Annotated in this window: 26 protein-coding genes; 14 read left to right on the top strand and 12 right to left on the bottom strand. The window is 70.3% G+C overall.

The window, feature by feature from the left end; all coding sequences use genetic code 11:
* The first annotated feature begins 29 nt into the window (after window positions 1-29).
* On the top strand, window positions 30-806 hold the full coding sequence (gene pstB / locus IE145_RS09650; protein ID WP_189520505.1) for a phosphate ABC transporter ATP-binding protein PstB: 777 nt from the start codon (window positions 30-32) through the stop codon (window positions 804-806).
* 128 nt (window positions 807-934) lie between these two features.
* On the opposite strand, the gene IE145_RS09645 is transcribed toward pstB, so the two are convergent.
* Both IE145_RS09645 and IE145_RS09640 read right to left on the bottom strand, forming a co-directional pair.
* On the bottom strand, window positions 935-1933 hold the full coding sequence (locus IE145_RS09645; RefSeq protein WP_189520504.1) for an inorganic phosphate transporter: 999 nt from the start codon (window positions 1931-1933) through the stop codon (window positions 935-937).
* A 5-nt stretch (window positions 1934-1938) separates the two neighbouring features.
* A complete protein-coding gene (locus IE145_RS09640; protein WP_069740154.1) occupies window positions 1939-2559 on the bottom strand; it encodes a DUF47 domain-containing protein in 621 nt (206 codons plus the stop codon).
* A gap of 187 nt (window positions 2560-2746) precedes the next feature.
* On the opposite strand from IE145_RS09640, the gene IE145_RS09635 reads away from it, so the two are divergent.
* Entirely contained in the window at window positions 2747-3157 is a 411-nt protein-coding gene (locus tag IE145_RS09635) for a metal-sensitive transcriptional regulator (RefSeq protein WP_308427801.1), read from the top strand.
* 69 nt (window positions 3158-3226) lie between these two features.
* Here the strand turns inward: IE145_RS09635 and IE145_RS09630 are convergent, their stop codons facing one another.
* Both IE145_RS09630 and IE145_RS09625 read right to left on the bottom strand, forming a co-directional pair.
* Window positions 3227-3445 (bottom strand): hypothetical protein, encoded by a 219-nt coding sequence (locus IE145_RS09630; protein WP_189520503.1) that lies wholly within the window; start codon window positions 3443-3445, stop codon window positions 3227-3229.
* Between the two features lie 269 nt (window positions 3446-3714).
* Window positions 3715-4590 carry an SCO4651 family lipoprotein gene (locus tag IE145_RS09625; RefSeq protein WP_189520502.1) on the bottom strand — a complete coding sequence of 292 codons (876 nt, stop codon included), beginning with the start codon at window positions 4588-4590 and terminating at the stop codon, window positions 3715-3717.
* Window positions 4591-4703: 113 nt separating this feature from the next.
* On the opposite strand from IE145_RS09625, the gene IE145_RS09620 reads away from it, so the two are divergent.
* Window positions 4704-4976, top strand: coding sequence for a hypothetical protein (locus IE145_RS09620; RefSeq protein ID WP_189520694.1), 273 nt, complete (start codon window positions 4704-4706; stop codon window positions 4974-4976).
* Window positions 4977-5099: 123 nt separating this feature from the next.
* On the opposite strand, the gene IE145_RS09615 is transcribed toward IE145_RS09620, so the two are convergent.
* The 7 genes from IE145_RS09615 to IE145_RS09585 form a co-directional block, all read right to left on the bottom strand.
* The gene (locus IE145_RS09615; protein ID WP_189520501.1) at window positions 5100-5831 is read right to left on the bottom strand and encodes a phosphatase PAP2 family protein; all 732 of its coding nucleotides are present in this window, start codon (window positions 5829-5831) and stop codon (window positions 5100-5102) included.
* A 335-nt stretch (window positions 5832-6166) separates the two neighbouring features.
* Complete coding sequence (locus tag IE145_RS09610; RefSeq protein ID WP_373296582.1) at window positions 6167-7162, bottom strand: C40 family peptidase; 996 nt, start codon at window positions 7160-7162, stop codon at window positions 6167-6169.
* A gap of 151 nt (window positions 7163-7313) precedes the next feature.
* Window positions 7314-7901 (bottom strand): hypothetical protein, encoded by a 588-nt coding sequence (locus tag IE145_RS09605; RefSeq protein ID WP_189520500.1) that lies wholly within the window; start codon window positions 7899-7901, stop codon window positions 7314-7316.
* Window positions 7898-10375 (bottom strand): alpha/beta hydrolase, encoded by a 2478-nt coding sequence (locus IE145_RS09600; protein WP_189520499.1) that lies wholly within the window; start codon window positions 10373-10375, stop codon window positions 7898-7900. Before IE145_RS09600 ends, IE145_RS09605 begins: the two co-directional genes overlap by 4 nt.
* A 233-nt stretch (window positions 10376-10608) precedes the next feature.
* Window positions 10609-11148 (bottom strand): hypothetical protein, encoded by a 540-nt coding sequence (locus tag IE145_RS09595; RefSeq protein ID WP_229825463.1) that lies wholly within the window; start codon window positions 11146-11148, stop codon window positions 10609-10611.
* Window positions 11145-12956: an alpha/beta hydrolase gene (locus IE145_RS09590; RefSeq protein WP_189520498.1), complete on the bottom strand. Its 1812-nt coding sequence runs from the start codon at window positions 12954-12956 to the stop codon at window positions 11145-11147. The genes IE145_RS09595 and IE145_RS09590 overlap by 4 nt, the downstream gene beginning before the upstream one ends.
* The gene (locus IE145_RS09585) at window positions 12953-13369 is read right to left on the bottom strand and encodes a hypothetical protein (RefSeq protein WP_229825484.1); all 417 of its coding nucleotides are present in this window, start codon (window positions 13367-13369) and stop codon (window positions 12953-12955) included. The genes IE145_RS09590 and IE145_RS09585 overlap by 4 nt, the downstream gene beginning before the upstream one ends.
* A gap of 350 nt (window positions 13370-13719) precedes the next feature.
* Here IE145_RS09585 and IE145_RS09580 point away from each other — a divergent pair, with 350 nt between their 5' ends.
* From IE145_RS09580 to IE145_RS09550, 7 genes are all read left to right on the top strand, one after another.
* Window positions 13720-14334: a hypothetical protein gene (locus tag IE145_RS09580; protein ID WP_189520496.1), complete on the top strand. Its 615-nt coding sequence runs from the start codon at window positions 13720-13722 to the stop codon at window positions 14332-14334.
* A 197-nt stretch (window positions 14335-14531) separates the two neighbouring features.
* Window positions 14532-14840: a DUF8827 family protein gene (locus IE145_RS09575; RefSeq protein WP_003968086.1), complete on the top strand. Its 309-nt coding sequence runs from the start codon at window positions 14532-14534 to the stop codon at window positions 14838-14840.
* Window positions 14841-15039: 199 nt separating this feature from the next.
* Window positions 15040-15909: a DUF8175 domain-containg protein gene (locus tag IE145_RS09570; protein ID WP_189520495.1), complete on the top strand. Its 870-nt coding sequence runs from the start codon at window positions 15040-15042 to the stop codon at window positions 15907-15909.
* The gene (locus tag IE145_RS09565; RefSeq protein WP_189520494.1) at window positions 15899-17266 is read left to right on the top strand and encodes a hypothetical protein; all 1368 of its coding nucleotides are present in this window, start codon (window positions 15899-15901) and stop codon (window positions 17264-17266) included. The genes IE145_RS09570 and IE145_RS09565 overlap by 11 nt, the downstream gene beginning before the upstream one ends.
* A complete protein-coding gene (locus tag IE145_RS09560; protein WP_189520493.1) occupies window positions 17263-18813 on the top strand; it encodes an SCO6880 family protein in 1551 nt (516 codons plus the stop codon). Before IE145_RS09565 ends, IE145_RS09560 begins: the two co-directional genes overlap by 4 nt.
* A gap of 103 nt (window positions 18814-18916) precedes the next feature.
* Entirely contained in the window at window positions 18917-20344 is a 1428-nt protein-coding gene (locus tag IE145_RS09555) for an ATP-binding protein (protein ID WP_189520492.1), read from the top strand.
* A gap of 1 nt (window position 20345) precedes the next feature.
* Window positions 20346-21938 (top strand): type IV secretory system conjugative DNA transfer family protein, encoded by a 1593-nt coding sequence (locus IE145_RS09550; RefSeq protein WP_189520491.1) that lies wholly within the window; start codon window positions 20346-20348, stop codon window positions 21936-21938.
* Window positions 21939-21957: 19 nt separating this feature from the next.
* Here IE145_RS09550 and IE145_RS09545 read toward each other — a convergent pair whose 3' ends face one another.
* The gene (locus tag IE145_RS09545; RefSeq protein ID WP_189520490.1) at window positions 21958-22518 is read right to left on the bottom strand and encodes a GNAT family N-acetyltransferase; all 561 of its coding nucleotides are present in this window, start codon (window positions 22516-22518) and stop codon (window positions 21958-21960) included.
* Window positions 22519-22662: 144 nt separating this feature from the next.
* Here IE145_RS09545 and IE145_RS09540 point away from each other — a divergent pair, with 144 nt between their 5' ends.
* The 4 genes from IE145_RS09540 to IE145_RS09525 are packed head-to-tail and all read left to right on the top strand — an operon-like array spanning window position 22663 to window position 26464.
* Window positions 22663-23637, top strand: a complete 975-nt coding sequence (locus tag IE145_RS09540; RefSeq protein ID WP_189520489.1) for an ABC transporter ATP-binding protein — start codon at window positions 22663-22665, stop codon at window positions 23635-23637.
* Entirely contained in the window at window positions 23634-24428 is a 795-nt protein-coding gene (locus IE145_RS09535; RefSeq protein WP_189520488.1) for an ABC transporter permease, read from the top strand. Before IE145_RS09540 ends, IE145_RS09535 begins: the two co-directional genes overlap by 4 nt.
* Window positions 24429-24446: 18 nt before the next feature.
* Window positions 24447-25802 (top strand): sensor histidine kinase, encoded by a 1356-nt coding sequence (locus tag IE145_RS09530; protein WP_373296580.1) that lies wholly within the window; start codon window positions 24447-24449, stop codon window positions 25800-25802.
* Window positions 25799-26464: a response regulator gene (locus tag IE145_RS09525; protein WP_189520487.1), complete on the top strand. Its 666-nt coding sequence runs from the start codon at window positions 25799-25801 to the stop codon at window positions 26462-26464. The genes IE145_RS09530 and IE145_RS09525 overlap by 4 nt, the downstream gene beginning before the upstream one ends.
* Window positions 26465-26543 lie beyond the last annotated feature (79 nt).

Raw genomic sequence — 26543 nt, 5'->3', positions numbered from 1 at the left:
AGCGACCTCCGAAAGAAGCAGTGATTCCCATGGCCAAGCGCATCGACATCAGCGGCCTCACCGCCTACTACGGCAGCCACAAGGCCATCGAGGACATCTCGATGACCGTGGAGCCCCGCTCCGTGACGGCCTTCATCGGCCCGTCCGGCTGCGGCAAGTCCACCTTCCTGCGCACCCTGAACCGGATGCACGAGGTCACCCCCGGCGGCCGCGTCGAGGGCAAGGTGCTGCTGGACGACGAGAACCTCTACGCCTCCAACGTCGACCCGGTCACCGTGCGCCGCACGGTCGGCATGGTCTTCCAGCGCCCCAACCCCTTCCCCACCATGTCGATCTTCGACAACGTGGCGGCGGGCCTGCGGCTGAACGGCAGCTACCGCAAGAGCGAGCTGAACGACATCGTCGAGAAGTCCCTGCGCGGCGCGAACCTCTGGAACGAGGTCAAGGACCGGCTGGGCAAGCCCGGCTCCGGCCTCTCCGGCGGCCAGCAGCAGCGTCTGTGCATCGCCCGCGCCATCGCGGTCGAGCCGCAGGTCCTGCTGATGGACGAGCCGTGCTCGGCGCTCGACCCGATCTCGACCCTGGCCATCGAGGACCTGATCGGCGAGCTGAAGGAACGGTTCACGATCGTCATCGTGACGCACAACATGCAGCAGGCGGCCCGGGTCTCGGACCGCACCGCGTTCTTCAACCTCGCGGCGGTCGGCAAGCCCGGCCGGCTCATCGAGATCGACGAGACCGAGCGGATCTTCTCCAACCCGTCGGTCCAGGCCACGGAGGACTACATCTCCGGCCGCTTCGGCTGAGCCGTACGCCGCCTCCCCGATACGGCCTTGCGGTGCTGCATGGCGGTGCCACCACAAGGCGAAAGGGTCCGCCCCCGTACTCGTACGAGTACGGGGGCGGACCCACACGTGTAACCGGCCGCAACCGCTCAGCCGAAGAGCAGCAGGACCGCCCCGTAGCTCAGCGCGGCGACCAGGGCCGCGGCGGGCATGGTGATGAACCAGCCCAGGATGATGTTCTTCGCGACGCCCCAGCGCACGGCGTTGACCCGCTTGGTGGCGCCGACGCCCATGATCGCGGAGGTGATGACGTGGGTGGTCGAGATCGGCGCGTGGAAGAGGAACGCCGAACCGAACATGATCGAGGCGCCGGTGGTCTCCGCCGCGAAGCCCTGCGGCGGGTCCAGCTCGATGATCTTGCGGCCGAGGGTCCGCATGATGCGCCAGCCGCCCGCGTACGTCCCCAGCGAGAGCATCACGGCACAGGCGATCTTGACCCAGACCGGGATCTCGTCGTTCGGGCCCTCGATGTCGGCGATGACCAGGGCCATCACCACGATGCCCATCGTCTTCTGCGCGTCCTGGAGGCCGTGGCCGAGCGCCATGCCGGCCGCCGAGACCGTCTGCGCGATCCGGAAGCCGCGCTTGGCCTTGTGCGGGTTGGCGTCCCGGAAGATCCACATGATGCCGACCATCACCAGATAACCGACGATCAGGCCGACGAACGGCGAGATGAACATCGGGATGACGATCTTCTCCAGCACACCGGACCAGATGACGTCCGTGCCACCGGCCAGCGCCGCCCCGACCATGCCGCCGAACAGGGCGTGCGAGGACGAGGAGGGGAGACCGTAGTACCAGGTGATCAGGTTCCAGATGATCGCGCCGACGAGCGCCGCGAACAGGATCCCCATCCCCTTCTGCCCGACGGGCGTGGCGATGAGGCCCTCGCTGACGGTCTTGGCGACCCCCTGGCCCAGGAAGGCGCCGGCGAGGTTCATCACCGCCGCCATCGCCAGGGCCGCACGCGGGGTCAGCGCCCGGGTGGAGACCGAGGTGGCGATGGCGTTCGCGGAGTCGTGGAAGCCGTTCGTATACGTGAAGCCGAGCGCGACACCGATGGTCACGATCAGCGCAAAGGTGTCCACGAGGTTCAGGACTCCTTGACCGCGATGGTCTCCACGGTGTTCGCGACGTGCTCGAACGCGTCAGCCGCCTCTTCCAGCACATCCACGATCTGCTTGAGCTTCAGCACCTCCATGGCGTCGTACTTGCCGTTGAAGAGGTGGGCCAGCAGCTTGCGGTGGATCTGGTCGGCCTGGTTCTCCAGCCGGTTGACCTCGATCCAGTACTCCGTGAGGTTGTCCATCGTCCGCAGCCCCGGCATGGCCTCGGCGGTCAGCTCCGCCGCCCGGGCCAGCACCTCGATCTGCTGCTCGACACCCTTGGGGAGCTCCTGGACCTGGTAGAGGACGACCAGGTCGACGGCCTCCTCCATGAAGTCCATGATGTCGTCGAGCGAGGACGCCAGCTTGTAGATGTCCTCACGGTCGAACGGCGTGATGAAGGAGGAGTTCAGCTGGTGGAAGATCGCGTGGGTCGCGTCGTCCCCCGCGTGCTCCGCTGCCCGCATACGCTCCGCGATCTCGACTCGGGAGGCAGAATCCGCCCCGAGCAGTTCCATCAGGAGCTTCGAGCCCGTGACAATGTTGTCCGCGGATGCGGAGAACATGTCGTAGAAGCTCGTCTCCCTGGGGGTCAGACGAAAGCGCACGTGGGGTCCTCGGGATGCTCTGGATTCGGTCAGGCTGATGCTAGGCGCATCATCCGGCCACGGCTAACCGGCGTTCTTCAGTGTCGCCCATCGGACAGGGCGATCGACACGGACCCCCGGTCACGTTTGGGCAGGATTCGTTACGATATACCCGGCAGGGGTATATCAGGACAACGGGAGGACGCAGATGACCACGACCGGGACCGGGGCCGAGGCCGGAATCACGGGGGCGGAAGCGGCGGGCACGGCCGACGTGGCGGCTCCGGACACGGGGGCGGCCGCACCTGTGGACATCGTCACGGACCATGACCGCGGCATCCACGGCTACCACCACCAGAAGGACGAGCACCTCAAACGCCTGCGCCGGATCGAGGGCCAGATCCGCGGCCTCCAGCGCATGGTCGACGAGGACGTCTACTGCATCGACATACTCACGCAGGTGTCGGCGTCCACGAAGGCCCTGCAGTCCTTCGCCCTCCAGCTGCTGGAGGAGCACCTGCGCCACTGCGTGGCCGACGCGGCGGTCAAGGGCGGCGAGGAGATCGACGCGAAGGTCGAGGAGGCCACGAAGGCGATCGCCCGGCTGCTCCGTACCTGACGCGCGACCGCGCGGGCGGTGCCGGCGGAGGTTCCGGCGACGGTAGGGGTACGGGCGCGGGTACGGGCGTCACCCTCGGCGGGCGTCACCCCGGCGGGCGGCCTGCCGGGGCACCGTCGCCCAGGACTCCGCACCCCGGACGTCGAGCACTTCGTCGATCCGGTCGGGACTGAGGCGCTCCTCGCCCGCGGCCGACGCGGCGATCATCAGCTCGCCGCACAGCTCGATCTCGGCGAGGGCCACACAGTCCTGAGCGTTCGGAGCGCTGAGCGTCACCACGTGCGTCACCTCTCTCTGCCGTCCTCCCGGCCGTACCCGGCCTCTGGCAACACCGACATCCCAGCCTAGAGAGCGCGACCCGTGCCGCGCATGGCACGGACGGACCATTTTGAGCCCCCTCCCAACCGGCGCCGTCCCCCGGCCCGTGCCGGTCCCCGCGCCTCCCCCACCCCGCCCGGCACCTCCACCCCGCCCGGCACCTCCGCCTCGCGCGGCATCTCCACCTCGCGCGGCACCTCCACCCCGCGCGGCACCCCGCCCCCTTCGGCCGACACCCCTCAGCCCTGCCGGATCTCGCCGGTGTAGATGGCGCCCTCGTCCGGCAGCGTCACCGTGACCGGCAGCCCGAACCCGTACAGCAGCAGCGTCGAGACCACCGACACCCCCGGGCCCCGGTCGTCGGAGGAGAAGGTGAAGCGGTGCCGGACCTTCCGCAGCCGGCCGTCGTCGTCGAGGTAGGCGTCGAAGGGCACGGCATCCTTGCGGAACCCTTTCGCAGCCGCGCTCAGCGCCCCGCGCGACTGCGCCGAGGCGGCCCGGGCGGCCCGGCCCAGGTCGGCGACGCCCCGGTAGTGATGCACCGTCACCCCGGCCAGCTCGGTCTTACCCGCGTACGTCACATCGGCCGCGCCGCGCAGCAGTTCGGCCGCGGCCATCGGGTCGGTGACCCCGCCGGTGACGAGGTTGCCGTCCTTCAGGCCGGTGGTGTCGATCCTGACCCACTTGTCGTCGGGCACCCCGGCCCCGCGGTTCTTCATGTACAGCGCCCCGGGGGCCAGCAGCTCGGTGATCGGCCGGTGCCCGCCCACACCGGCGGCGTCCTTGCCCGCGGCGTCCTTGGGGAGCACCACCCGCAGCTGTCCCATCTGCTTGCGGAAGTCGTACGCCCCCTGCCCCCGGATCGTCACCCGCGTACCGCCGGCCGCCGTCTCCATCGACGTACGGGTCTCCGCACCGCCCGCCTCGACGAGGACGTCCGCCGCCTGCCCGAGCAGATCGAGCGGCCGGTCGGCGGCCACGGAACGCTGCCCGGATCCGTCGCCCGCGCCGCCGCTCCCGCCGAAACACCCGGCGGTGACCGCGATCACCCCGACCGCGGTGAGGGCGCGGACAGCACGGGCCCGGCCTCCGTCCCTGTACTGCTGCACCACCATCGCCTGCCAACCCCCAACGACTGCCGCCCGGCCGAGCCCTGACCCGCTCCGCATAACGACCGCCGCCGTCCCCCGTCACGCCACGGGGGCTCCGGGGCCAGTACCGTGGACGGGTGCATGAGGATTCCCCCGCCGCGGCCCGCACCACCGCCGCGCCCCGCACCCCCGTCCGGACCGCCCCCGCCCTCGCGGAACCGCTGTCCGAACCGCTGTCCGCATCCCTGTCGGAGGCTCCCCCTCCGGGCCCGCCCGCCGGGCACAGCGCCACGACGATCGAACGAGGCTCGTTCTGCCTGGCCCGGTGCAGCTGCGGCTGGTCGGGCCCGGCACGCAGATCCCGGGACCGGGCCCGCACGGACGCCGCCGAACACCTCGCCGCCCCCTGATCCACCGCGCGGGTCCGCCGTACGGCTGCGCCGCAACCGGGCCCGTACAGCACGAACCCCCAGGCGCGGAAGACACCTGGGGGAACGGGGAGAGCGGAAGGGGGGAGGCAGGGCCCCGGGGGATCAGGCAGCCAGGTCCTTCTCGCCCGGGTCGCCCCGCCGGGAACCGGGCCGCGGCTCGGGGATGCCGACCGCCTCGCCGCGCTCGTCCGCGTACGCGACGGCCGCGCTCGTGGACCGGACGAACCAGCCGACGCGCGGCGAGCGGGCGACCGCCGCCATCAGCGGGGTCAGCAGCGCCATGGCGAGCGGGGCCAGCAGCAGGGTGACCGCCGTACCGAGGGCGAAGCCACCGATCACGTCGGTCGGGTAGTGGACGCCCATGTAGATCCGGCTGAACCCGGCGAAGAGCGCGAGTCCGATCGCGTAGAAGCCGAACTTCCGGTTCGCCACGAAGATGCCGACGGCGATGCCCATGGCCAGGGTGGAGTGGTCGCTGACGAACGAGAAGTCCGTCTTGCCGTGGATCAGGACCTCAAGGCCGTCATGGTCGTTGAAGGGGCGTGGCCGTTCGACGAAGCCGCGGATCGGAATGTTGATGAGGATGGCGATGGCGGCGGCGAGCGGCGCCCAGACGATGGCGGCGGCGGCCGTCACGGCGTCCTCGGCCGTCCCGCGCCCCCGCATGCTCCACCAGCACCACAGGCCCACCAGGACGAGACCGAACATGATCCCGTACTCGCCGACGTACTCCATGACCCGGTCGAACCAGGTCGGAGCGGCCTTCGCGAGGCCGTTGATGTCGTAGAGCAGACTGACGTCCGGGTTCGACCCGTCGAGTTCGAGTCCAGCCATCTGCTGCGGCCCCTTGCCTTGTCTGCTTCTCTGCCGCGACGCGCGTCCTTACGCGCCGCCCTGGTCGAACCCCCGTATCCGGTGCGATCCGTCACCGCACTGCACCGCACAGTTTCACAGCGACGCATGGTCGGTGCGCGTGGCGTTCCCGTTCCCTGTCCAGGGAACGGCCCGGGCGTCGCGTGCGTTCCGTTCTCCACCGAATGATCACTATGACGTTATCGAAGAGTGACTCGTCGTCGCAGCTCAGGGCCCAGGCTTCACGGAGAGTTCCCGCCAGGGCCGACTGCCCGTCAGCACCCTTCGCCGCTCCGGAAGCCCGCGCGAGACGTACGTCACCCCGTGGGCAGGTCGGTCGGCAGGGCGGCGGCACCGTCCTTGGTGACCCGGGTCGCACCGAAGTAGTCCGGTGTGTCGATCTTGTCGAACCGGATGACCGCCCCGGTGAACGGCGCATTGATCATATAGCCGCCCCCGACGTACAACCCGACGTGCCGGATGGCCCGCGAATTGGTGAGGTCGTCCGAGAAGAACACCAGATCTCCCGGGAGCAGCTCGTCCCGCGAGGGATGCGGCCCGGCGTTGTACTGGTCATTGGCAACGCGCGGCAGGTCGATCCCGACAGTCCGGTACGCGGCCTGGGTCAGCCCGGAACAGTCGAACCGCCCCTGCTGCTCGGGCGTTCCGTTCCCGCCCCACAGATAGGGCGTGCCGAGCTTCTTCTGGGCGAAGTAGATGGCCCCGGCGGCCTGCCGGGAGGGCGCGACCCGGCCGACGGGCCGGGCGAAGCTCTTCTCCAGGGACCGAATGATCTTGACGTAGTTCTGCGTCTCTTTATAAGGAGGCACACCGCCGTACTTGATCACCGCGTAGGCGCCGGCGTTGTACGCGGCGAGCATGTTGCTCGTCGGATCGCCCGGGACCTTCTTCACGTACCCGGCGAGCTCGCAGTCGTACGAAGCGGCCGAGGGGATCGCGTCGGCGGGATCCCACACGTCTCGCTTGCCGTCGCCGTTGCCGTCGATCCCGTGCGTGGCCCAGGTGCCGGGGATGAACTGGGCGATCCCCTGCGCGGCGGCGTGGCTCTGCGCCCTCGGGTTCCAGCCGCTCTCCTGGTACAACTGCGCGGCCAGCAGCGCGGGGTTGATGGCGGGACAGAGGTTGCCCCATTTCTGCACCAGAGGCTGGAAGCGTGCGGGTACGGCCCCCTTGGCCAGCGCGACGGCGCCGCCGCCCCCCGACCCGGCGAGCCCGGCGGCGGCGGAGTACGTACCGACGACGAGCAGCGCCAGGAAGCACATGACCATGCCGACGCCGATGCCACCGAACACCCAGAATTTCCGCACCCCTCAACCATCCCCCATCGGGACGCGCTTCAGAGGTGTTTTCGACGGTGTGTACGAGTCATCCGCGGCACACCACCGGCGCACCCGAAGCACACGGGGGCGCCGACGGCTCACCGGCAACAGAGCTGACAGCCCCTCACTCACCCTCTCCCGACCAGAAGTCGGAACGGACATTCGGCCGGGGCAGCGGGTAGACGTTCTCGTAGGCGGGACCGTTCGGCTCGGAGGTGGGGGCGGCGACCTTCGATTCCTTCACACAGGGGGTGTCGGCCTCCAGGAAGGCCTGCCCCTTCCCCCGGAAGGAGACGCTGACACCGAATCCGCTCTTGGTGACCGCGTAGACCGCGGGGAACTTCTCGTCCTTGTTGACGGCCTTGATCCGGTAGCCGTTCTTCCGCCAGAAGTTCTCCGCCCGGTCGAGGAACGTCTGCCGACGCTCGGCCGAGACGATGGTCATGACGGTACGCCGACGGGTCACCCCGCAGGCCCGGGTGGTGGTGGGCCCGTGGGCCCACTGCAGATCGGGATCGATGCCTTCCAGGACGGCATCGAGCATGGCGTCGGACCGCTCGGCGGCTTCCTGCATATCCACGCCTGTCTCCTTCCCGGCACTGGTGGTGCTCCCCCGCGAACCGCTCTCGCTCCCGCACCCGGCCAGCGGAACCCCGAGGGCCAGGACCAGGACCACCGCGACGGGGGGCAGGGCCCGCTTCGCTCGCCTCACTTCGGTTCCTCCATCTTGAGCCGTTCGGCGTTGCCCGACACGATCAGGGCGATGCTGTCCGCGGACACGGCGTCGCGTTCCGGGCTGAAGTAGTTCGAGTGCGAGTCCAGACTGATGCCGCTCCCGCTGACGAGGGGCGGACCGTCGGCCACCGGGAAGCGCCGCGCACCGAACGCCTTGCTCGCGGGATCCTTCCCGAACCAGAGGTCGTCGTCACCCGGATCGGCCAGATCCCCGGCGACGTACGCCCCGCCGGGCCCGCCCAGGACCAGCCCGAGCCCGCCCACCACGACCTGGGTCTTCGAGGGCAACTTGGTCACCGGGTCGTTGGCGGCGGCGCCCACGAAGACGTGCTCGCTGCCGACGCCGAGGTCCACGGCGTGGTCGACGCCGACGCCGGGGCTGCCGACGAGGATGATGTCGTCGACCCCGGGAATCCCCCCGGGCCGGGCCGCGGCCGCGCCCACGGTGCGGGAGCCGTAGGAGTGCCCGATGGCGGTCAGGTGCGGGTCCTTGCTCTGGTTGGTGACGGAGATCCCGCTCATGAAGTCGCGGTAGGCCGCCCCGCCCTTCTCGGCGCGCCCGGTGCCCATGACGGCGAAGTAGCCGGCCACCCCGTCCTTGTCCGGCAGCTGCGGAGCGTCGTACCCGAGCCAGACGATGGACGCCGTGGACTCGTCGTACCCCTGCGCCCCGATCGCGGTGTCGCGGGCCCGCCCGAGGTCGTTCTTGGCGAACTCCTCGTCGAGGGAGGTGTTGAGCCCCGGCACATACGCGGACACATGCTGCGAGGCATCAGGGTTCCCGAACGACACGATCGCCCGCCCGTTCCCCTCGTCCCCGATCCCGATGAGATACATCGGCGGCTGCCCGTTCTCGTTCAACTGCCGCTCGATCTCGCGCAGCCCGGCCAGCTGGTCGCGGGCCTTGTCGGTGTCGACCCCCTCCAGCTTGTCGATGAGCGCCGGAAGGTTACGGCGGTTGGCGGCGTCCCGGGCGAGGACGGGGATGCCGTCGAGGTTGCCGATCCGCTCCGGGACGAGCTCGATGTACAGCTCCCGCTCCTCCGGCGAGAGCCCGTCCCACCAGGCCTTGCGCTCGGCGGGCGTGGCGTTCTGCGGGATCCGCGCGCCGAGGTGCGCGCGCTCGGCGTCCCGCACCTCGGCGTCGACCCGCGCCCCGGACCCGGGCATCGCCAGCCCGGCGCCGGCACCGCCGACGGCCTTGTTCCAGTCCCAGGCCGCGCCGATGTAGTCACCCCGCGCCCACTTCTGCTCCGCGCCACGGGTGTCGCGCGCCCACCGATCGACGATGCCCCGCCCGGTCTCCCCGGGCCGCAGAACAGCGTCGACGACCCCGCGGACGTCGCCCCCCAGCCCGTCCCCGAGGAACCCGCCGAGGAACCCGCCGCCGTTGGGCCCTGCGGGTCTACCCGCGTCAACCGACACGATGAAGTCGCTGTGGGGGAAGGGGGTGTTGCCTTGGGGGGTGTCGTGGGGGGCGGTGGGGGTGTCGGAGGCGTTGGGGGTATCGCCGGGGCGGCCGTCGGTGCTGGAGTCGCCGCCGGTGGTGCCGGGGCGGCCAGTGCTACCGCTGGTGCCAGGGGCGTCAGGGGTGCCAGTGCCACTGGTGCTGCCGCTGTCACCTGTGCCACCTGTGCCACCTGAGTTGCCTGTGTCGCCCGCGTCGCCTGAGCCGCCTGAGTCGCCTGAGTCGCCTGAGTCATCTGTGTCGCCGGTCTCACCCCTGGTACCGGTGCTGCCGGTACCACCGGTGAGGCTGGACTCGCCCGCTCCACCACTGCCGTCGGCGCCGGCTCCAGGGGCGTCAGGGGGACCGCTGCCGTCGGTGCTTCCGCCTGTGCTGCCGCTGTCACCACCGGCCACGACGTCGCGTCCCGGCGCCGGGCACGAACTGCCGGTCAGTTCACAGATCGCGCTGCGGATCTCCGCGGTCAGCTGCTGCCCCGTCCCCGTGGCCATGAGCCCGCCGACGAGAGCGACGACGACCAGGACGAGGCCGAGGTACTCCAGGGCGGTCTGCCCGCGGTCGCGGCGAAGCTTCATCATCCCGGCGAAGCTGAACAGCCGTTGCTCGGCCCGTTGCTCCGGGCCGCTGCGGAACCACCGGCGGCTCTCCGGTCGGCACAGCAGGACGACGGCGGCCACCGGTAGGACCAGCCGCGCGAGGCCCAGGCCCTCGGCCCCGCCGCTGAGCTCGGCGAGGGCGCCGAGGACGATCCAGCCCAGCACGGCAAGGAGCCCGTACCAGACGCGAACCCCGCCGTGACGGACGTACAGCGACAGCACGAAGACGGCGACCCCGGGTAACGACGCGTAGAGCAGCAGCCCGAGGAGGTACCCGTCGACCGCGTCGACCGAGGAAGCCGTCGACAGGGCCCGGACGGCGCCCACCAGGGTGGCCACGAAGAGAACGTGAAGCAGGATCAGGGCCGCCTGCAACGGCCGAGGCATGAACCGCCCGCCGGGATCCGCTACGGCAGCGCTTACATCGACGCCATCAGGGACCACGCTTCTTCGTATGCCGGACAAGAGCAGTCCCCTACCTCGTGAGTGGGCGGAACGGGCGACAGGTCAGTCACTCCGCGTATGCGACCACACGAGCAGGGGACACGACATGGGCCCCAGGACCCAATACGGGGCTCAAAGCCCTTGTGGGCCAGCCCAGTTGAGCCAGGGTGGCCCGATCACGACCCACCTGCCGACCAGAAGTCGGAGTGGATGTCGGGGCGTGGGATGAGCTCCGCGTCGGGGTCGAGGAACGCGGTGGCCGGGGTGGTGGAGTCCAGCACTTCCGACTTCTGAACACAGGGCGTATCCACCTGGAAAAATGCTTGCCCTTGGCCACCAATGCTCAGACTCATTCGGTACCCATCGATGGTGCGGGCATAGATGGCAGGAAACTCGGCACTATTGTTCACCGCAGTCATCTGGTATCCACTCTTGCGCCAGAACCTATCGACCACCCCTAGAAAGCTCCCTCTCCGCTCTTCCGAGATCCTGGTCATCACGACGCGCCTCCGCGTCACCTCGCACACCCCCGTCGAAGTGAAACCGTGCACCCAGCGCACCTCCGGGCGAATTTCTCGAATAACGGCATCAAGAATCGCATCCGAACGCATCGCGGCATCCTGCATGTCCAATCGACTCTCCTCTTGCTTGGCGCACCCCATCGACCCAATTCCAGCAGTGAGTGCCAGCGCCAGAATTCGCAAGCGCAGCTTCACCGCGGCCGCTCCGGCTTAACTTCCTCCCCGCGCCCGGCAGCAATCAGTGCAATACTCCGGGAAGATGTGGAGTCCAACTCTGGATCGAAGTACTGCGAATGCGCGTCGGTAGTAACGCGCCCGGGGCCGATCAACGGAGGCCCGTCATCCGCACTGAAGCGCCGACCACCGAACTCTTCGCTCGCCGGATCCGTGCCGAACCATAGGTCGGCGTCTCCTCCGTTCGCCAAGTCCACCAGGGAACCAACCGGGCCCAAAGCTCGCCCTATTCCCGAGATCACCGCGTGCTCGCTCGCCGGAAGTTTGGTCACCACGTCGTTCTCTGCCGCCCCCACGTAGACATGATCCCTCCCCACTCCCAGATCCTCGGCCCGATCCACACCCACGCCAGGACTGCCGACCAGTACGATGTCCGTCACACCGGGAATTCCACCCCCTTGCTGCGTCGCAGCTCCGACCGTTCGCGACCCGTAGGAATGACCGATAGCCGTTAGGTTCGGATCAGCGTGATCGTTCGACGCCACCATCCCGGCCATAAAGCCGTTGAACGCGCGACCGCCGGCCTCCGCTCTCCCAGTACCAGCGACCGCCAGACTGCTCCAGCCATCCGGACTCTGCGGTGCGTCATATCCCAACCAAGTGATCACGGCACTTGACTGGTCAATATCCCGTGCAGCGGCAGCGGTGTCACGCGCCCGCTTAAGATCCCCCTCCGCAAACTCCTTGTCCAACGACGTATTCAACCCCGGCACATAAGCCGCCACATTCCGCGAGGTATCCGGGTTCCCGTACGAAACGATCGCCCGGCCGTTCCCCTGATCCCCGATCCCGAGCAGGTACATCGGCGGCTCCCCCACCTTCGGCACCGCCCTCAGCTGCCGGTCGATCTCCCGCAGCGCCGCAAGCTTGGTCGCCGAATCGGCGTCGTCCCGCCCCTCCAGCTTCCCCATGAGCAACTGGAGGTTGTCCCGGTTCGCCGCGTCCCGCACCAGGGCCGGGATCCCGTCCAGGTTCCCGATCTGGTCCGGATACACCGCGAGGTACTCCTCGCGCTGTTCGTCCGTCAGGCCCGCCCACCACGCCTTCCGCTCCGCCGGACTCGCATCGTGCGGAATCGCATCCTTCAGGTATCCGCGCGCCGCACCCCGTACCGCCGCCGCATCGGCCGCCGCGTCCGTCCACGTCCCCACCGGAACGCCCAGCCCCTCGTGCGCCTTCAGCGACCGCAGGATCCTGGCGTGCCGCCAGTCCGCATCGGCTGCCGCCCGCACCGCCTGCGCCACCCGGTCCGCGATGTCCTGGGCCTTGCCCGCGTTCGGGTTGGGCGGGACGAGGCCCGACGGCGGGACCATGCCCGGGTTCGGCACCCCCGACGCCGTCCCGCCCGCCAGCGGCTTCCCGTCGATCAGGCCTTCCCCCGCCGCCGGATACGTCACCGAACCGTCCGCCCGCACCGTGAACTTCAGCGCCGCCGCATCGTCCAGCGCCCCCTGCAACACCCGCTGCTGGGTCTTGATCTCATGGGCCAGGCTGTTCAGCGTGGTCCGCAGCAGCCCGCATTCGGTGTAGATGTACTGGAAGTTCTTCCCCAGCCGCCGCAACCCCTTCACGGCCGCGTCCGGCGCCTCCCCCTTCTGCGTATCGCGCAGGCCCGGCAGCAGCTCTCCCTCGATACGGTCCCGGACCGCGTCCGCCCGGTTGCTGACCCGGCCCCAGCCGTCCGCCGCCTGCTCCAGTTCGGCGCACTTCACCGCGCGTAACGCCGACCAGGTCAGGGCGGAACCCGCCCCACCGCTCCGCCCGCTCACCGCGCGCCACCGACGCTCGGCGCCTTCACCCCGTCGAAGCCGCTCCTCACCGCCTCGTTGGCCTGTGTCTGGCCCTGGACGACCGCGCGCATCTTCCCGCCGAGGCTTCCGCACTCCTTGCGGGCCTCCTCGATCCGGCGCTCCCACGAGGCCCGCACGGTACCCAGTTCCGCCAGTGCGGACAGCGCTCCGGCCCCGGCGGTCAAGCCCTGGTGCGCCACCTCCAGTTCGCCCTTCACCGGGCCGAGGAGCGTAACCAGCTGGTCGGCCCCGGCGGCGGCCCGCACCCACGGGCCACGGCTGTGACGGAGATCCCCTCCCTCAGCCGCCCCCGCCGATCCGGCCGCGCCCGCCGGCGCCCCCGCCCACTCCCGGCCGTCGTTCGGCTGCCCGACCACGGTCACTCCGCCCATACCGCTCACCCCGTTCTCCTGATCATGGGGCGGCACTGTGCCAAATCCGCCGTACGCGACATGCCGTACGTCAACACGCGGAACGCCAGTGCCCCACGCACCCGCTCCCCGTGATTCCCGGCCGGTCGAAGCAGCGCTCCCGTTCCTGCGGAGCCCGCCCGGTTCACCCGAACGAAGGGGGAGGCGGACACAGGCGCACACACGGGCGCACGGCGGCGGTCGCTCGTACGGAGCGCGCGCGGCCGAGGCCCTCTCCGCCACACGGCGGAGCCCCGTGCACCGGGCCTCGTACCGCGGAACCGGAGAGTCGGGAACAGAAGCTGACGCCCAGCCACAGCCCACTGACCACGATGGAACGCATGCGCCCCCAAGAGGAACGCCCCACCGCCACATCCCCGCCCCCTCGGTGGGCGGTCCGCGCCGCGCAGTTGATCACGCTGCTCGCGCTGCCGACCGGGCTCTGGAGGCTGGCGATGATGTGCGGGTTCCCGTCCGGATACACGGCGGCCGGCTTCGTGCCGTTCGACACCCCGGGCGCCAAGCTGTGGATGCTGATGCTGAGCATCGTGAGCGAGCTGCTCGCCCTGCTCTCCCTCGGCCTGGTACGGCCGTGGGGCGAGACGCTGCCCCGCTGGATACCCGTCATCGGTGGCCGCCCCGTCCGCCCGCTGGCCGCCGTAGTGCCGGCCGCCGCAGGGGCCCTCGCGCTGACGGCGCTCTGGGCGGCCATGCCGCTGTGGTGGACGTATCCCCACCCGGACATGACCCCCGTCGGCCGTCTGCTGGTCGGTGTCATCTACCAGCCGCTCGTCCTGTGGGGTCCACTCCTCGGGGCCGTCACGGTCTCCTACTACCGGCGCACCCACGGCTCTCGAACGGCGCATACGAACACGCCGTGCCCCGCGAACGCTGCCACCGCATCAGAACCCATGGCCACCGTCGTTGCTCCTGGTCACGGCCCGTGATACACAGAGTAACCAGCCATATCCACGAGAAGTGGACGAGCCGCAGGTCAGGGCGGCCGCCCCGGTCAAACGTGCGAGATTCCGGGTAAAGAGACCCCGGAAGGCGTCGTGCGAGCGCGGCTTCATCAGCGAAGATAGAAGGCGACCCATGCCGGACGGCACGGGCAGCGAACTACCCAACAGGGGCGGTGACTTACATGATCCTGGCAGCAGAGAAGGGCGACATCACCACCATCATCGGCGGAATCGCCCCGGACTGGGGGCCGTTCGGGACGCTGGGCAATGAGGCGCGCATCATGATCGAGGTGGTGATGGCCATTGCCATCCTCCTCTGCCTCGGCATCGCGATCTGGGGCGCCGCGAAGCAGCGCATCGGAGCGACGGCACTGCGCGACACGTTCAGCGCGGAGCAGGGCAAGGGGCTGATCGTGGCAGGGCTGACAGGGGTCTTCATCATCGGCTCCCTGGGGACCCTGTTCACCATCGTGTACGGCATGGCCGTCTGATACGGAACGGCCGTCTGACCCACCGACGGCCTGTTCCCGCCGGGCCGTCCCAGCCCGCTCCCCACCATCCGCCCGTCGCGCCCACCGGCTGAGGTTGCGTTTCCCTGATGTCGAGTCACCACACCGCGTCCAAGCGGCAACCAGCACAGCTACCGTCGTCCTGCGCGGATCTGCACACGACCGAGGGAGCGAACGCGGCATGAGTCCCGGTGACGAGCACGACTACCGCGGCAAGGACCAGGGGGGCCGGACGGACGACCCGTACAGCACGCTCGGCGGCACCCGTCAGACCCGTACCCGTCTCCCCGACGGCGACCCGGGCAACCCCGGCGCGCGCCGCCCCGCCCGCAACTCCCGCTCCCTCGTGACGATCACCGGCATCGTCGTCCTCCTCGTCGCCGCCATCGCCTTCGCCAACCGGGGCGGTGGCAGCGACGACGACGCGTCCCCGGGCGCCAAGAGCCCCGGAACCGGGGGAAGCGCCCCCACCGCGGCCACCGGCACCAAGCCCGTCCAGGGCAAGAACGGCACGATCCCCTCCGGCTTCGCCCACGACGAGCAGGGGGCGCAGAGCGCGGCGGCGAACTATGCGGTGGCGCTGGGGTCGGCGGAGATGTTCAACTCCGACACACGTCGCAACATCATCGAGGTTACGCACGATCCAGCAGTGGTACCGAAGCTGCAGAAAAGCCTAGACGCCGCCTATTCTCCAGCTTTCTACGCAAACGTCGGTCTCAACGAGGACGGGACGACACCAACCGGCCTGACGTTCATCTCAAGGACCGTGCCGGTCGGAACCAAGGTTGTCGACATGGACGGCGACGCGGCCACAGTCGAGGTCTGGTGCACCGGTCTCGTCGGACTAGCTGGAGAAGGCGCCACCAAGCCGGTCACCGGAACGTGGTTCACCATCTCGCAGGAGCTCAAGTGGGTTGCAGGGGATTGGAAGATCTCCTCATCGAGCCAGGCGGAGGGGCCGACGCCGGTCAACGGAGACAACCGTGCCTCAACCGCCGACGACATGGCAGCCGCGGTCGACGGATACGGAGGCTTCACCTATGCCCGATAGCCGTCGGCCGAACAGGTTGAAACTGGCCGGTATCGCAGGCATCGTGCCCACGCTCCTGCTCCTCACCGCACCACGAGCAGCCGCTGATCCCACGCCGTCGCCCTCCCCAAGCCAGAGCGACAACCCCTGTGACCTCATTGTGGGGCTCGCCCGGGACTACTGCGAAGACGGAGAGAACGCCCGGAGCGGGTCCGCGCCTCCGGTTACCGATGACGCCCTCGACCCCCTCTCCTCCCTCGCCCGAGGCTGCGCCGACGCCGCCTCCTGGATCGTCGGCAAGCTCAGCGAGGCCGTCGACTCCACGGCCAACGTCGACTTCACCAACCCCAAGTTCCTCCAGCAGTACGCCGTCATCTTCGCGGCCTCCACCATCCTCACCCTCGTCCTCTGGCTCCTCGCCGTCGCCAAGCGGGCCATCCGCGGCGTCCCCCTCACCACCGCGATCTCCGAGGCCGTCGGCTACCTCTGGCTCACCGTCCTCGCCTCGGCCTTCACCCCGCTGATCCTCTACACGATCGTCTCCGCCACCGACGGCGTCACCGAGATCATCGCCTCCGCCACCGGCGGCCAGACCGACGTGTTCTTCGGCTCGTTCGCCGAGGCCCTCAAGAAGGGCGAGAACATCGGCGGCGGCCCCATCATGCTGATCGTCGTCTCGCTCGTCTCGATCCTCGCCGCCGGCATCCTCTGGCTGGAGCTCGTCATCCGCGCCGCCCTGCTCTACGTCGGCGCGCTCCTCGGGATCGTCGTCTACGCCGGCCTCGTCGACAAGAACATGTGGGGCCACGTCCGCCGCTGGGCCGGCATCATGATCGCGGTGATCATGGTCAAGCCGGTCATCGTCATCGTCCTCGGCCTCGCCGGCGCACTCTCCTCGGGCGACGGCCCCGACGCCTTCTCCGCCGTCGTCTCCGGCCTCTCCATCATCCTGCTGGCCATCTTCGCCTCCGCCATGATCTACCGCTTCGTCCCCGGCTTCGGCGACGAGATCCAGGGCGCCCGCACCAACCGCAAGCAGGCCACCGACGGCTCCCAGGCCGCCGCCCTCATCAGCTCCCCGGCCGCCCTCGTCTCCCAGGGCATCAAGACCCACAGCGGCCGCAACGACCAGCACAGCGGCGGAGGCGGCGCCCGCCCCGCCAACCCGGTCAGCGGCGGCGTCGCCGCCCACAGCTCCCGCACCTCCGGCGGAAGCGGAGGCGGCGGGGGCGGCGGCGGATCTGTCCCCTCCGCCGCCCCCTCGCCCCGCAGCGGCTCCGCACCCACCTCCGCCACCCCCCACAGCAGCCGCTCCTCCCGAGGCGGAGGCGGCTTCGGCACCACAGGTAACTCGAGCACAGGAGGTGGAGGGCGTTGACGACCCAGTCCCACACGATGACGCCCCGCCGCACGTATCTCATCGGCCGTGCCCGGCCGAACGCGATCGTCGGCAAGAACCGCGAGACCGGCGAGATCGCCCTGATCATCGCCGGTGCGTTCCTCGGCATGATGAGCGGACTCCTCGTCCCCCTCCTCTCCCTCCGCATCGTCTGCCTCGTCGGCTTCCCGATGCTGGCCCTCGCCATCGTGTACGTCCCGTACAAGGGCCGCACCTTCTACAAGTGGTTCGAGATCAACCGCACCTTCAAGCGCTCCCTGCGCCGCGGCACCACCTACCGCTCCGGCGCCATGGAGGCCGGCGTCAGCGTCGACGGCCGCGAGGTCGAGATCGGCCCGCCCCCCGGCATCGGCCGGATCAGCTGGCTCGCCGCCCCCTTCGGCCCCGACGAGATCGCCGTACTCCTCCACGCCGACCGGCGCACCGTCACCGCCGCCATCGAGATCGAAGGCCCCGGCGTCGGCCTCCGCGACAGCGAGGACCAGGAAGCCCTCGTCGACCGCTTCGGCACCCTCCTCAAGCACGTCGCCAACGGCGACGGCTTCGTCACCCGCCTCCAGATGCTCGCCCGCACCCTCCCCGCCGACCCCGACGCCCACGCCAAGGACGTCGCCCAGCGCGGCGACCACGCGTCCCCGGCCTGGCTCCAGGACTCCTACGACCAGCTCCAGTCCATGGTCTCCACCTCCAGCGAGCAGCACCGCGCCTACCTCGTCGCCTGCATGCACTACAGCCGCGAACTGGCCGCCGAGGCCAACGCCGTGGCCCGCGCGGCCCGCCCCCACGGCGGCCGCAAGCTCGACCGCGACGCCGGCCTCGCCGCCGTCATGGCCCGCGAGCTCACCGACATCTGCGCCCGTCTCGCCGAGGCCGACATCCGGGTCCGTCAGCCGCTCGGCCAGAGCCGCGTCGCCTCCCTCGTGCACTCGATGTACGACCCCGACCACCCCATCGACCACATCCAGGCCATGACCAAGCGCAACGCCTGGCCCGCCGAACTGGACGCGGTCGAGCCCACGTTCCTCCAGGCCAAGACCCGCGAGTCCACCACCCGCGCCCCGTGGTGCCACGCCACGGCCTGGGTGAAGGAGTGGCCGATGACCCCCGTCGGCGTCAACTTCCTCGCCCCGCTCCTCGTCCACACCCCCGACGTCATCCGTACCGTCGCCGTCTGCATGGACCTCGAACCCACCGAGGTCGCCATCGAACGCATGCTGACCGAGAAGACCAACGACGACGCCGAGGCCAGCCGCCAGGCCAAGATGAACCGCACCGTCGACCCCCGCGACATCGCCGCCCACGGCCGGCTCGACCAGCGGGGTGAAGATCTCGCCAGCGGTGCGGCCGGAGTGAACCTGGTGGGGTACATCACGGTGTCGTCCCGCTCACCCGAAGCGCTCGCCCGCGACAAGCGCACGATCCGCGCCTCCGCCGGCAAGTCGTACCTCAAGCTGGAGTGGTGCGACCGCGAGCACCACCGCGCCTTCGTGAACACGCTCCCGTTCGCCACCGGCATCCGCCGCTGACCCGAACACCCGCACAGCACACCGAACCCAAGCCGCCCAAGCCGCCCAAGCCGCCCAAGCCGCCCGAGCCGCCCAACCCGCAGGAAGAGAGGGCACCCACGCCATGCGAGACCCCCTGTCCGCATTGTCGGATGCCTTCACCTCCTTCCTCTTCGGCAAGGTGGAGACAACTCGCCTCCCCGTCCGTACGTCCACGGGCCAGGCCCAGGCCGTCTACCTCCCCACCGCCGCCCCCGGCCTCGGCGACTCCGGCGTGATCATCGGCCGCGAGGTCTACAGCGGCAAGGGCTACATCTACGACCCCTTCCAGCTGTACGGCCAGCAGCTCCCCGCCCCTCACTGGCTGGTCCTCGGCGAGTCCGGCAACGGCAAGTCGGCACTGGAGAAGACCTACGTCCTGCGCCAGCTCCGCTTCCGCGACCGCCAGGTCGTCGTCCTCGACGCCCAGGGCGAGGACGGCGTCGGCGAGTGGAACCTCATCGCCCAGGAGCTGGGCATAACCCCCATCCGCCTGGACCCGACCGCAGCCCTCAACGGCGGCATCCGCCTCAACCCCCTCGACCCGTCCATCACCACCACCGGCCAGCTCGCCCTGCTCCGTACGATCATCGAAGTCGCGATGGGCCACGGCCTCGACGAGCGTTCCGGCTTCGCGCTCAAGGTCGCCCACGCCTACGTCACCGCGACCATCACCGACCGCCAGCCGGTGCTGATGGACATCGTGGAGCAGCTGCGCCACCCCGAGCCCGAGTCCGCCGAGGCGATGAACGTCGACATAGACGATGTACGGGCCTGGGGCCTGGACGTCGCCCTCGTCCTGGACCGGCTCGTCGACGGTGACCTGCGCGGCATGTTCGACGGCCCGACCACCGTCGGCATCGACCTCGACGCGCCGCTCATCGTCTTCGACCTCTCGCACATCGACCGCAACTCGATCGCGATGCCGATCCTGATGGCGATCGTCGGCGTCTGGCTGGAACACACCTGGATCAGGCCCGACCGCAAGAAGCGCATCTTCCTGGTCGAGGAGGCGTGGCACATCATCAACTCGCCTTTCGTCGCCCAGCTCTTCCAGCGCCTGCTGAAGTTCGGACGACGCCTCGGCCTCTCGTTCGTCGCCGTCGTCCACCACCTCAGCGACGTGGTGGACGGAGCAGCGGCGAAGGAAGCGGCGGCCATCCTCAAGATGGCCTCCACCCGCACGATCTACGCACAGAAGACGGACGAGGCCAGAGCGACCGGCCGGGTCATCGGCCTGCCCCGCTGGGCCGTCGAGATCATCCCGACGCTCACCCCCGGCATCGCGGTCTGGGACGTCAACGGCAACGTCCAGGTGGTCAAACACCTGATCACCGAGGCTGAACGGCCTCTGGTCTTCACCGACCGCGCCATGACCGAGGGCTCGGCCCCGGACCCGGACGACCTGCTCCCCGACGACATCCGCGCCGCCGAACTGGAGGCGGAGCAACGGGCGGCCCGAATCGAGCACCAGAAACGGATGAACGAGTCGTCAGAGTCAACGGTGGCCTGACATGGCACGCCAGGCACCGCGCGGCCGGAGCAACGGCCCCGCCCATCAGGACAGTGACGACGCCCGCTCCCCGGGCGGAGGCGGCATCCCGGACGGCCTGCTGATCGGCCTCCTGGCCCTCTTCCTCGCGGCCACCCTGGTCACCTGGACGGCCACCGGCCTGGCCTGCCTCCTCACCCACGGGGCCTGGCCGGACGGGGTGACGTTCATCCGCACCCCGCTCGCCCTGCGCGAACTGGTCACCGCGCCCCAGGACCTCCCCGCGGCCTGGCCGGAGACGCCCCCGGCCCAGCTCTCCGGATACGGCCTGTTCTGGGGCCTGTTCATCGGCGAACTGATGGTGCTGCTGGTCCTCACGGTGTTCACGCTCGGGGTCGTGTCCCGTGGCCGCGCCGTACGGGAACAACGCCGCGAGGAACGGGCCCTCAAGGCACACGCGCCGCAGCTCCCCGCGGACAGGCCGGCACCGACCCCACCCCAGGAGCAGGAACAGCTACACCCCCAGCCGCACCCCCACCCCCTGCCCCAGCCCCAGGCACCACCCCAAGCGCAAGCCGAAACCCCACCACCAGCACCTCCGACATCGACACCACCTCCGGCCGAGAAGCCGCCCTCTCCGCCCGAAGCGAGCACGGCGCTTCTCCCGTCCCCCCGCACGCCCCTCCTGGTCTACGCCCCCGCCTCCGCCCGGCGCCCCACCGTCGTCCAAGCGATCCACGACGCCGAGGGCCCCGCCCTGGTCGTCACATCGGACCCGACGGTCTGGGCCGAGACGAAGGACGCCCGGGCCAAGCTCGGCCCCGTCCTCGTCCACGACCCCGGCCACCTCTGCGACACCCCCGCCCGCCTCCACTGGTCGCCCACCGCAGGCTGCGAGCTGCCCGACACAGCCGCCGCCCGGGCAGCAGCCCTCCTCGCCCCGGTCCGCCCACCGGCCAGGATCGACGCGGCCGTGGCCGACACCGCACAGACGCTCCTCCAGTGCTGGCTGCACGCCGCGGCGGTGGACGGCCGCCCGTTCCGCCAGGTCGCCCGCTGGGCCTCGGGGTCCCCCGCTCACGAACCGGTACGCCTTCTCCGTACGCACCCCAAGGCCGCGTCAGGTCTCGCCGGGCTCCTGGAGTCGGCACTCACGGCCTACCCGGAACGGCGCGAGGCGGCTCGGGAGTTGACCGTACGGGCCCTCTCGGCGCTCTCCTCGGTGCACATCCGCGAGGCCTGCACGGCCAACCGATCGGATACGGCCGCGCTGGAATCTTTTGCCCGCGAGGGGGGAACGCTCTACCTCGTGGGCGAACCGATCGAGGATCCCCGCTCACACCCCGGCGCGATGCCCCTCCTCACCGCGCTGGCCGCAGACGTGGTCGAGCACGGCCGCCGCATGGCCGCACGGTCAACCGACGGTCGGCTCGACCCACCAATGACGCTCGTCCTGGACGACGTCGCGGCCGTGGCACCGTTCCCCCAGCTCCCGGAACTGCTGGCGACCGGCACAGCCCGAGGCATGCCCGCGCTGGTACTGCTCCGCTCCCGGGAACAGGGCCGGGCCCGCTGGCGGGAACCCCTGCACGCACCGGCCCCGGGCATGGGCTAGCGAGACAGGCAGGGCCTCCCTACCTCGCCCTCCCGAGGACGTACTCCACCTCTTCCTCACCCCGGTCACCCGGCGCCAGAATCCGTCGGCCGGAGGGCACGAAGCCGAACTTCCGGTAGAACGCCGCGGCCCGCGGGTTCTTCTCGTGCACGTAGAGGCGCACCCGCTCCATCCGGGGCGCGGACAGCGACCACGCCCACGCGACGGCCTCCCGGAACAACGCGTCGGTCACGCCGGTCCCCCGCACCTCGGGCCGGACGAACACACCGACCAGGTGCGCCTGGTGCACCGGTGGGGCCTCCCCGAAGCGCACCTCGTCGTCCGGGCTCTCGACGAGAACGGTGACCGTCCCCACCCACTCCCCCTCGGGCGACTCCGCGACGAACTGGCGGACGCGGCCGGGTCCGTCCTCGGCGGCATCGGCAGCACGCTCCTGCCAGAACACATCCGGCTTCGCCGCAGCGTCCTCGTACGACTCCAGGAATGCCACCGGGGCCGCCGGGTCCTGCAATGCGTCCAACCGCAACTGCCTGACCTGCGGCCATTCGTCGGCCCGCGCCACCCGCACCACATAGTCCATACCGCGATCCTCACCCGCGCCCGTCCCACGTTCAACCGAGTAATCCGCCGCACCGGCACCCGTCGTACCCCGGTACTACGCCCGCCCCCACGTCCGGTCCCCGGTCGGACGACCGGCCGCCACCGGCTCCGTAGCGTCGACCGCATGATCACGGCACACGGACTCACCAAGCGGTACGGCGACAGAACCGTCGTCCGGGACCTCGACTTCACCGTCCGCCCCGGCACGGTGACCGGCTTCCTCGGCCCCAACGGCGCCGGGAAATCGACGACGATGCGCATGCTCCTCGGCCTCGACGCCCCGACGCAGGGCCGCTCCACCGTCAACGGGCGCTCCTACGCCACCCATCCCGCGCCCCTCACCCAGGTCGGGGCCCTGCTGGAGGCCCGGTCCGTCCACCCCGGCCGGTCCGCCTTCAACCACCTGATGGCCCTCGCCCTCACCCACGGCATCCCACGCCGCCGCGTCGAGGAGGTCATCGACCTCGCCGGGCTGACCGACGCCGCCCACCGCAGGGTGAAGGGCTTCTCCCTCGGCATGGGCCAACGGCTCGGTATCGCCGCCGCCCTCCTCGGCGACCCCGCGACCGTCATCCTGGACGAACCGGTCAACGGGCTGGACCCCGAAGGCGTCCTGTGGGTCCGCACCCTCCTGACCTCCCTCGCCGCCGAAGGCCGCACGGTCCTCGTCTCCTCCCACCTGATGAGCGAGATGGCCCTCACCGCCGACCACCTGATCGTCATCGGCCGCGGCAGACTCCTCGCCGACACCACGGTGGCCGAACTGATCCGGTCGGCCGGCGGGGCGTCCGTCAGGGTCGTCACCCCGCAACCGGACGACCTGAGAGCCCACCTCACGACCCCGAACGTCACCATCACCGCGGCTCGCACGACCAGCCCCGCCCCCGGCCCCACTCCGGAAGCCCACGAGCTCCGGATCCGAGGAGTGGACGCGGTACACATCGGACACGTGGCCGCCGCGCACGGGATCACCCTGCACGAACTCACACCGCAGACCGTGTCGCTGGAACAGGCGTTCATGGACCTCACCCAGAAAGCGGTCGACCACCGTCCGCAACGCCCGCGTCGGCCGACACCCACCACCGGAGCAGCAGCATGACCACAGCACACCCCACCGCCTCGGCGCGGCACCGCATCACCCCGCCCCGCGTCCTGCACGCGGAATGGCACAAACTCCGTTCCCTGCGCTCCACCTGGATCACCATCACCTCGGCGGTCGTCATGGTGCTCGGCGTCGGCCTGGCCATGGGCGCGACCTACACCTCCGGCGGCGGGGACTCCGACGTCGACACCGTCGTCCTGTCGCTGTACGGCAGCATGCTCGCCCAGATCTTCCTGGTCGTCCTGGGCATCCTCATGACCGCCGGCGAGTACGCGACCGGCATGATCCGCTCCTCGCTCACCGCCGTACCCACCCGGCTTCCCGTCCTGTGGGCCAAAGCCACGGTCTTCGCCGCCACCGCCTTCACGGTCATGCTCACGACGTCGGTGGTGACGTTCGCGGCGGCCCAGGCCTTCCTCCACGACACCGACCAGGCCGCCTCGTTCACCGACCCGGGCGTCCTGCGCGCGCTGGTGGGCAACGCCGGAGCCCTCACCCTGCTGGGCCTGCTCGCCCTCGGCCTCGGCGCGCTGCTGCGGTCGGTGCCGGGCGCGATCGGCGCGTTCATCGGCGGGGTCATGATCCTGCCGGAGATCCTCGGGATGCTCCCGTACGACGTCGTCGAGCGCGCCATCATGTACTTTCCCACCCAGGCCGCCGGCGCCCTCGGCTCCGCGACCCCCATCCCGGGCACGATCTCCCCCGGCCCCGCCCTGCTCGCCCTGTCCCTGTGGGCGGGCGTGACACTGGCCGCGGCAGCGCTGACACTCAAGCGCCGCGACGTCTGACCCACGAGGAGCGACCAGGTGACCACCCCACCCACGAATCCCGCCCCGGGCCGGGACCGCGTCCGGGACGGCGACCGGGACGGCGGCCGGGACCGCGTCCGGGGCCGGAACGGCGACCGGGACCGGGACACCGAGGCCACGGTCCCGCCCCTCACCCGGATCATCCGCGACGCCCTGGACCGGCTCCGCGCCTTCGACCGGCGCCGGCCACGGGTCTGGGACGCGGCGCTGACCGGGTTCTGGACGGTGGCCGCGGTCCTCGACTACACGTCCGGCGGCTGGCGGACCACCGCACACGAGACCGTGACCGCCCCCGAGCACCTGGTGCTCCTGATGAGCCTCGGGTTCTCCCTGCCGCTGCTGTGGCGCCGCACGCACCCCCTGGCCGTACTCCTCCTGATGACGCCGATATCCGTCGTCAACATCTGGACGGGGACCGTGGTGCAGGCCTCTCTCCTCCAGTTGATCCCGGTCTTCCAGATCGTCCTGCGCCGCTCGTTCCGTACGGTCGGGGCAGCGACCCTCCTGTTCGTCGCCCCGGTCCTGTCGGGCGGCGTCCGTATCCCCTCCACCTGGGGCCAGGAAGTGGTCTCGTACGTCTGGGGCCTGGTCTTCGTCGTGCTCCTGGGGATCGCGGTACGCACGCGGCGCGAGTACACCGAGGCCCTGGTCGAACGCGCCCACCGGCTGGAACGCGAACGCGACCAGCAGGCCCGGCTCGCGGCCGCCGCCGAACGCACCCGTATCGCACGGGAGATGCACGACATCATCGGCCACAACCTGTCCGTCATCACGGGCCTGGCGGACGGCGGAGCGTACGCGGCCCGGAAGAACCCCGAACGCGCGGGCCAGGCCCTGGAGGCCATCGGTACGACCAGCAGGCAGGCCCTGTCCGAACTCCGCCGCCTCCTCGGTGTCCTGCGCGACGACCACCCCGACGCCGAACGCACCCCTCAGCCGACGCTGGACGAACTGGCCCCCCTGATCGAACGCGTACGCCGAGCCGGCCTGCCCGTCCACCTGGAGCTGAAGGGCGAACCCACCCCGCACGCCCTCACCCCGGGCCGCCAACTCACCGTGTACCGGGTGATCCAGGAGGCCCTGACCAACACCCTCAAGCACGCGACCACCCCCATGTCCGCGACGGTCACCCTCACCTACTCACGCACGCACCTGGACGCCCGCATCACCGACACAGGCACCGGAGCCGGCAGGACCGCGGAAACAGAAGACCCGCCACTGGCAGCCCAGGGCATCATGGGCATGCGCGAACGCGCCGCGCTGTACGACGGCTCCCTCGAAGCGGGCCCGCTTCCGGACGACACCGGATGGCAGGTACAGCTCCGTCTTCCCTTGAAGGAGTCGCACCCGTGACGACGGTACTCATCGCCGACGACCAGCCGATGCAGCGCTTCGGGTTCCGCATGCTGCTGGAGAGCCAGGACGACATGACCGTGGTCGGCGAGGCGAACAACGGCACCGAGGCCGTCCACCTGGTCGCCCGCCACCACCCTGACGTCGTACTGATGGACATCCGCATGCCGGGCCTCGACGGCATCGAGGCGACCCGGCGCATCATCGCGTCGGGCGCCCGCACCCGCATCCTCATCGTCACGACGTTCGACCTCGACGAGTACGCCTACGACGGCCTGCGCGCCGGCGCCAGCGGCTTCCTGGTCAAGGACGCCCTTCCGGAGGAACTCCTCGCCGGTATCCGCGCCGTGGCGGCGGGCGACGCGGTGGTCGCCCCGACACTGACCCGCCGGCTCCTCGACGCGTACGTCCACCATCTCCCGGCCGTCCCCGGCACCCGGGCCGTCTCGGATCCGCGCATCACCGCCCTGACGGAACGGGAGCGCGAGATCCTCACGGTCATAGGGCAGGGCTGGTCCAACACCGAGATCGCCACCCGTCTCCACCTCGCCGAATCCACCGTGAAGACACACGTGACCCGCATCCTCGCGAAGACCGGCGCAAGGGACCGCGTCCAGGCAGTCATCCTGGCCTACGACGCGCGCCTGGTCACTCCCGTGTGACAGTGCGTAAGGGCCCGTGAACGCAGAAAAGCCCCGCACCAGAAGGTGCGGGGCTTTCCCACAATAATTGTTCGGCGGC

The organism is Streptomyces sindenensis, assembly GCF_014649035.1.
GTDB lineage: Bacteria > Actinomycetota > Actinomycetes > Streptomycetales > Streptomycetaceae > Streptomyces > Streptomyces sindenensis.
Note: the sequence above shows the minus strand (reverse complement) of the source record. Positions and strands in the feature narration are given on the sequence as shown.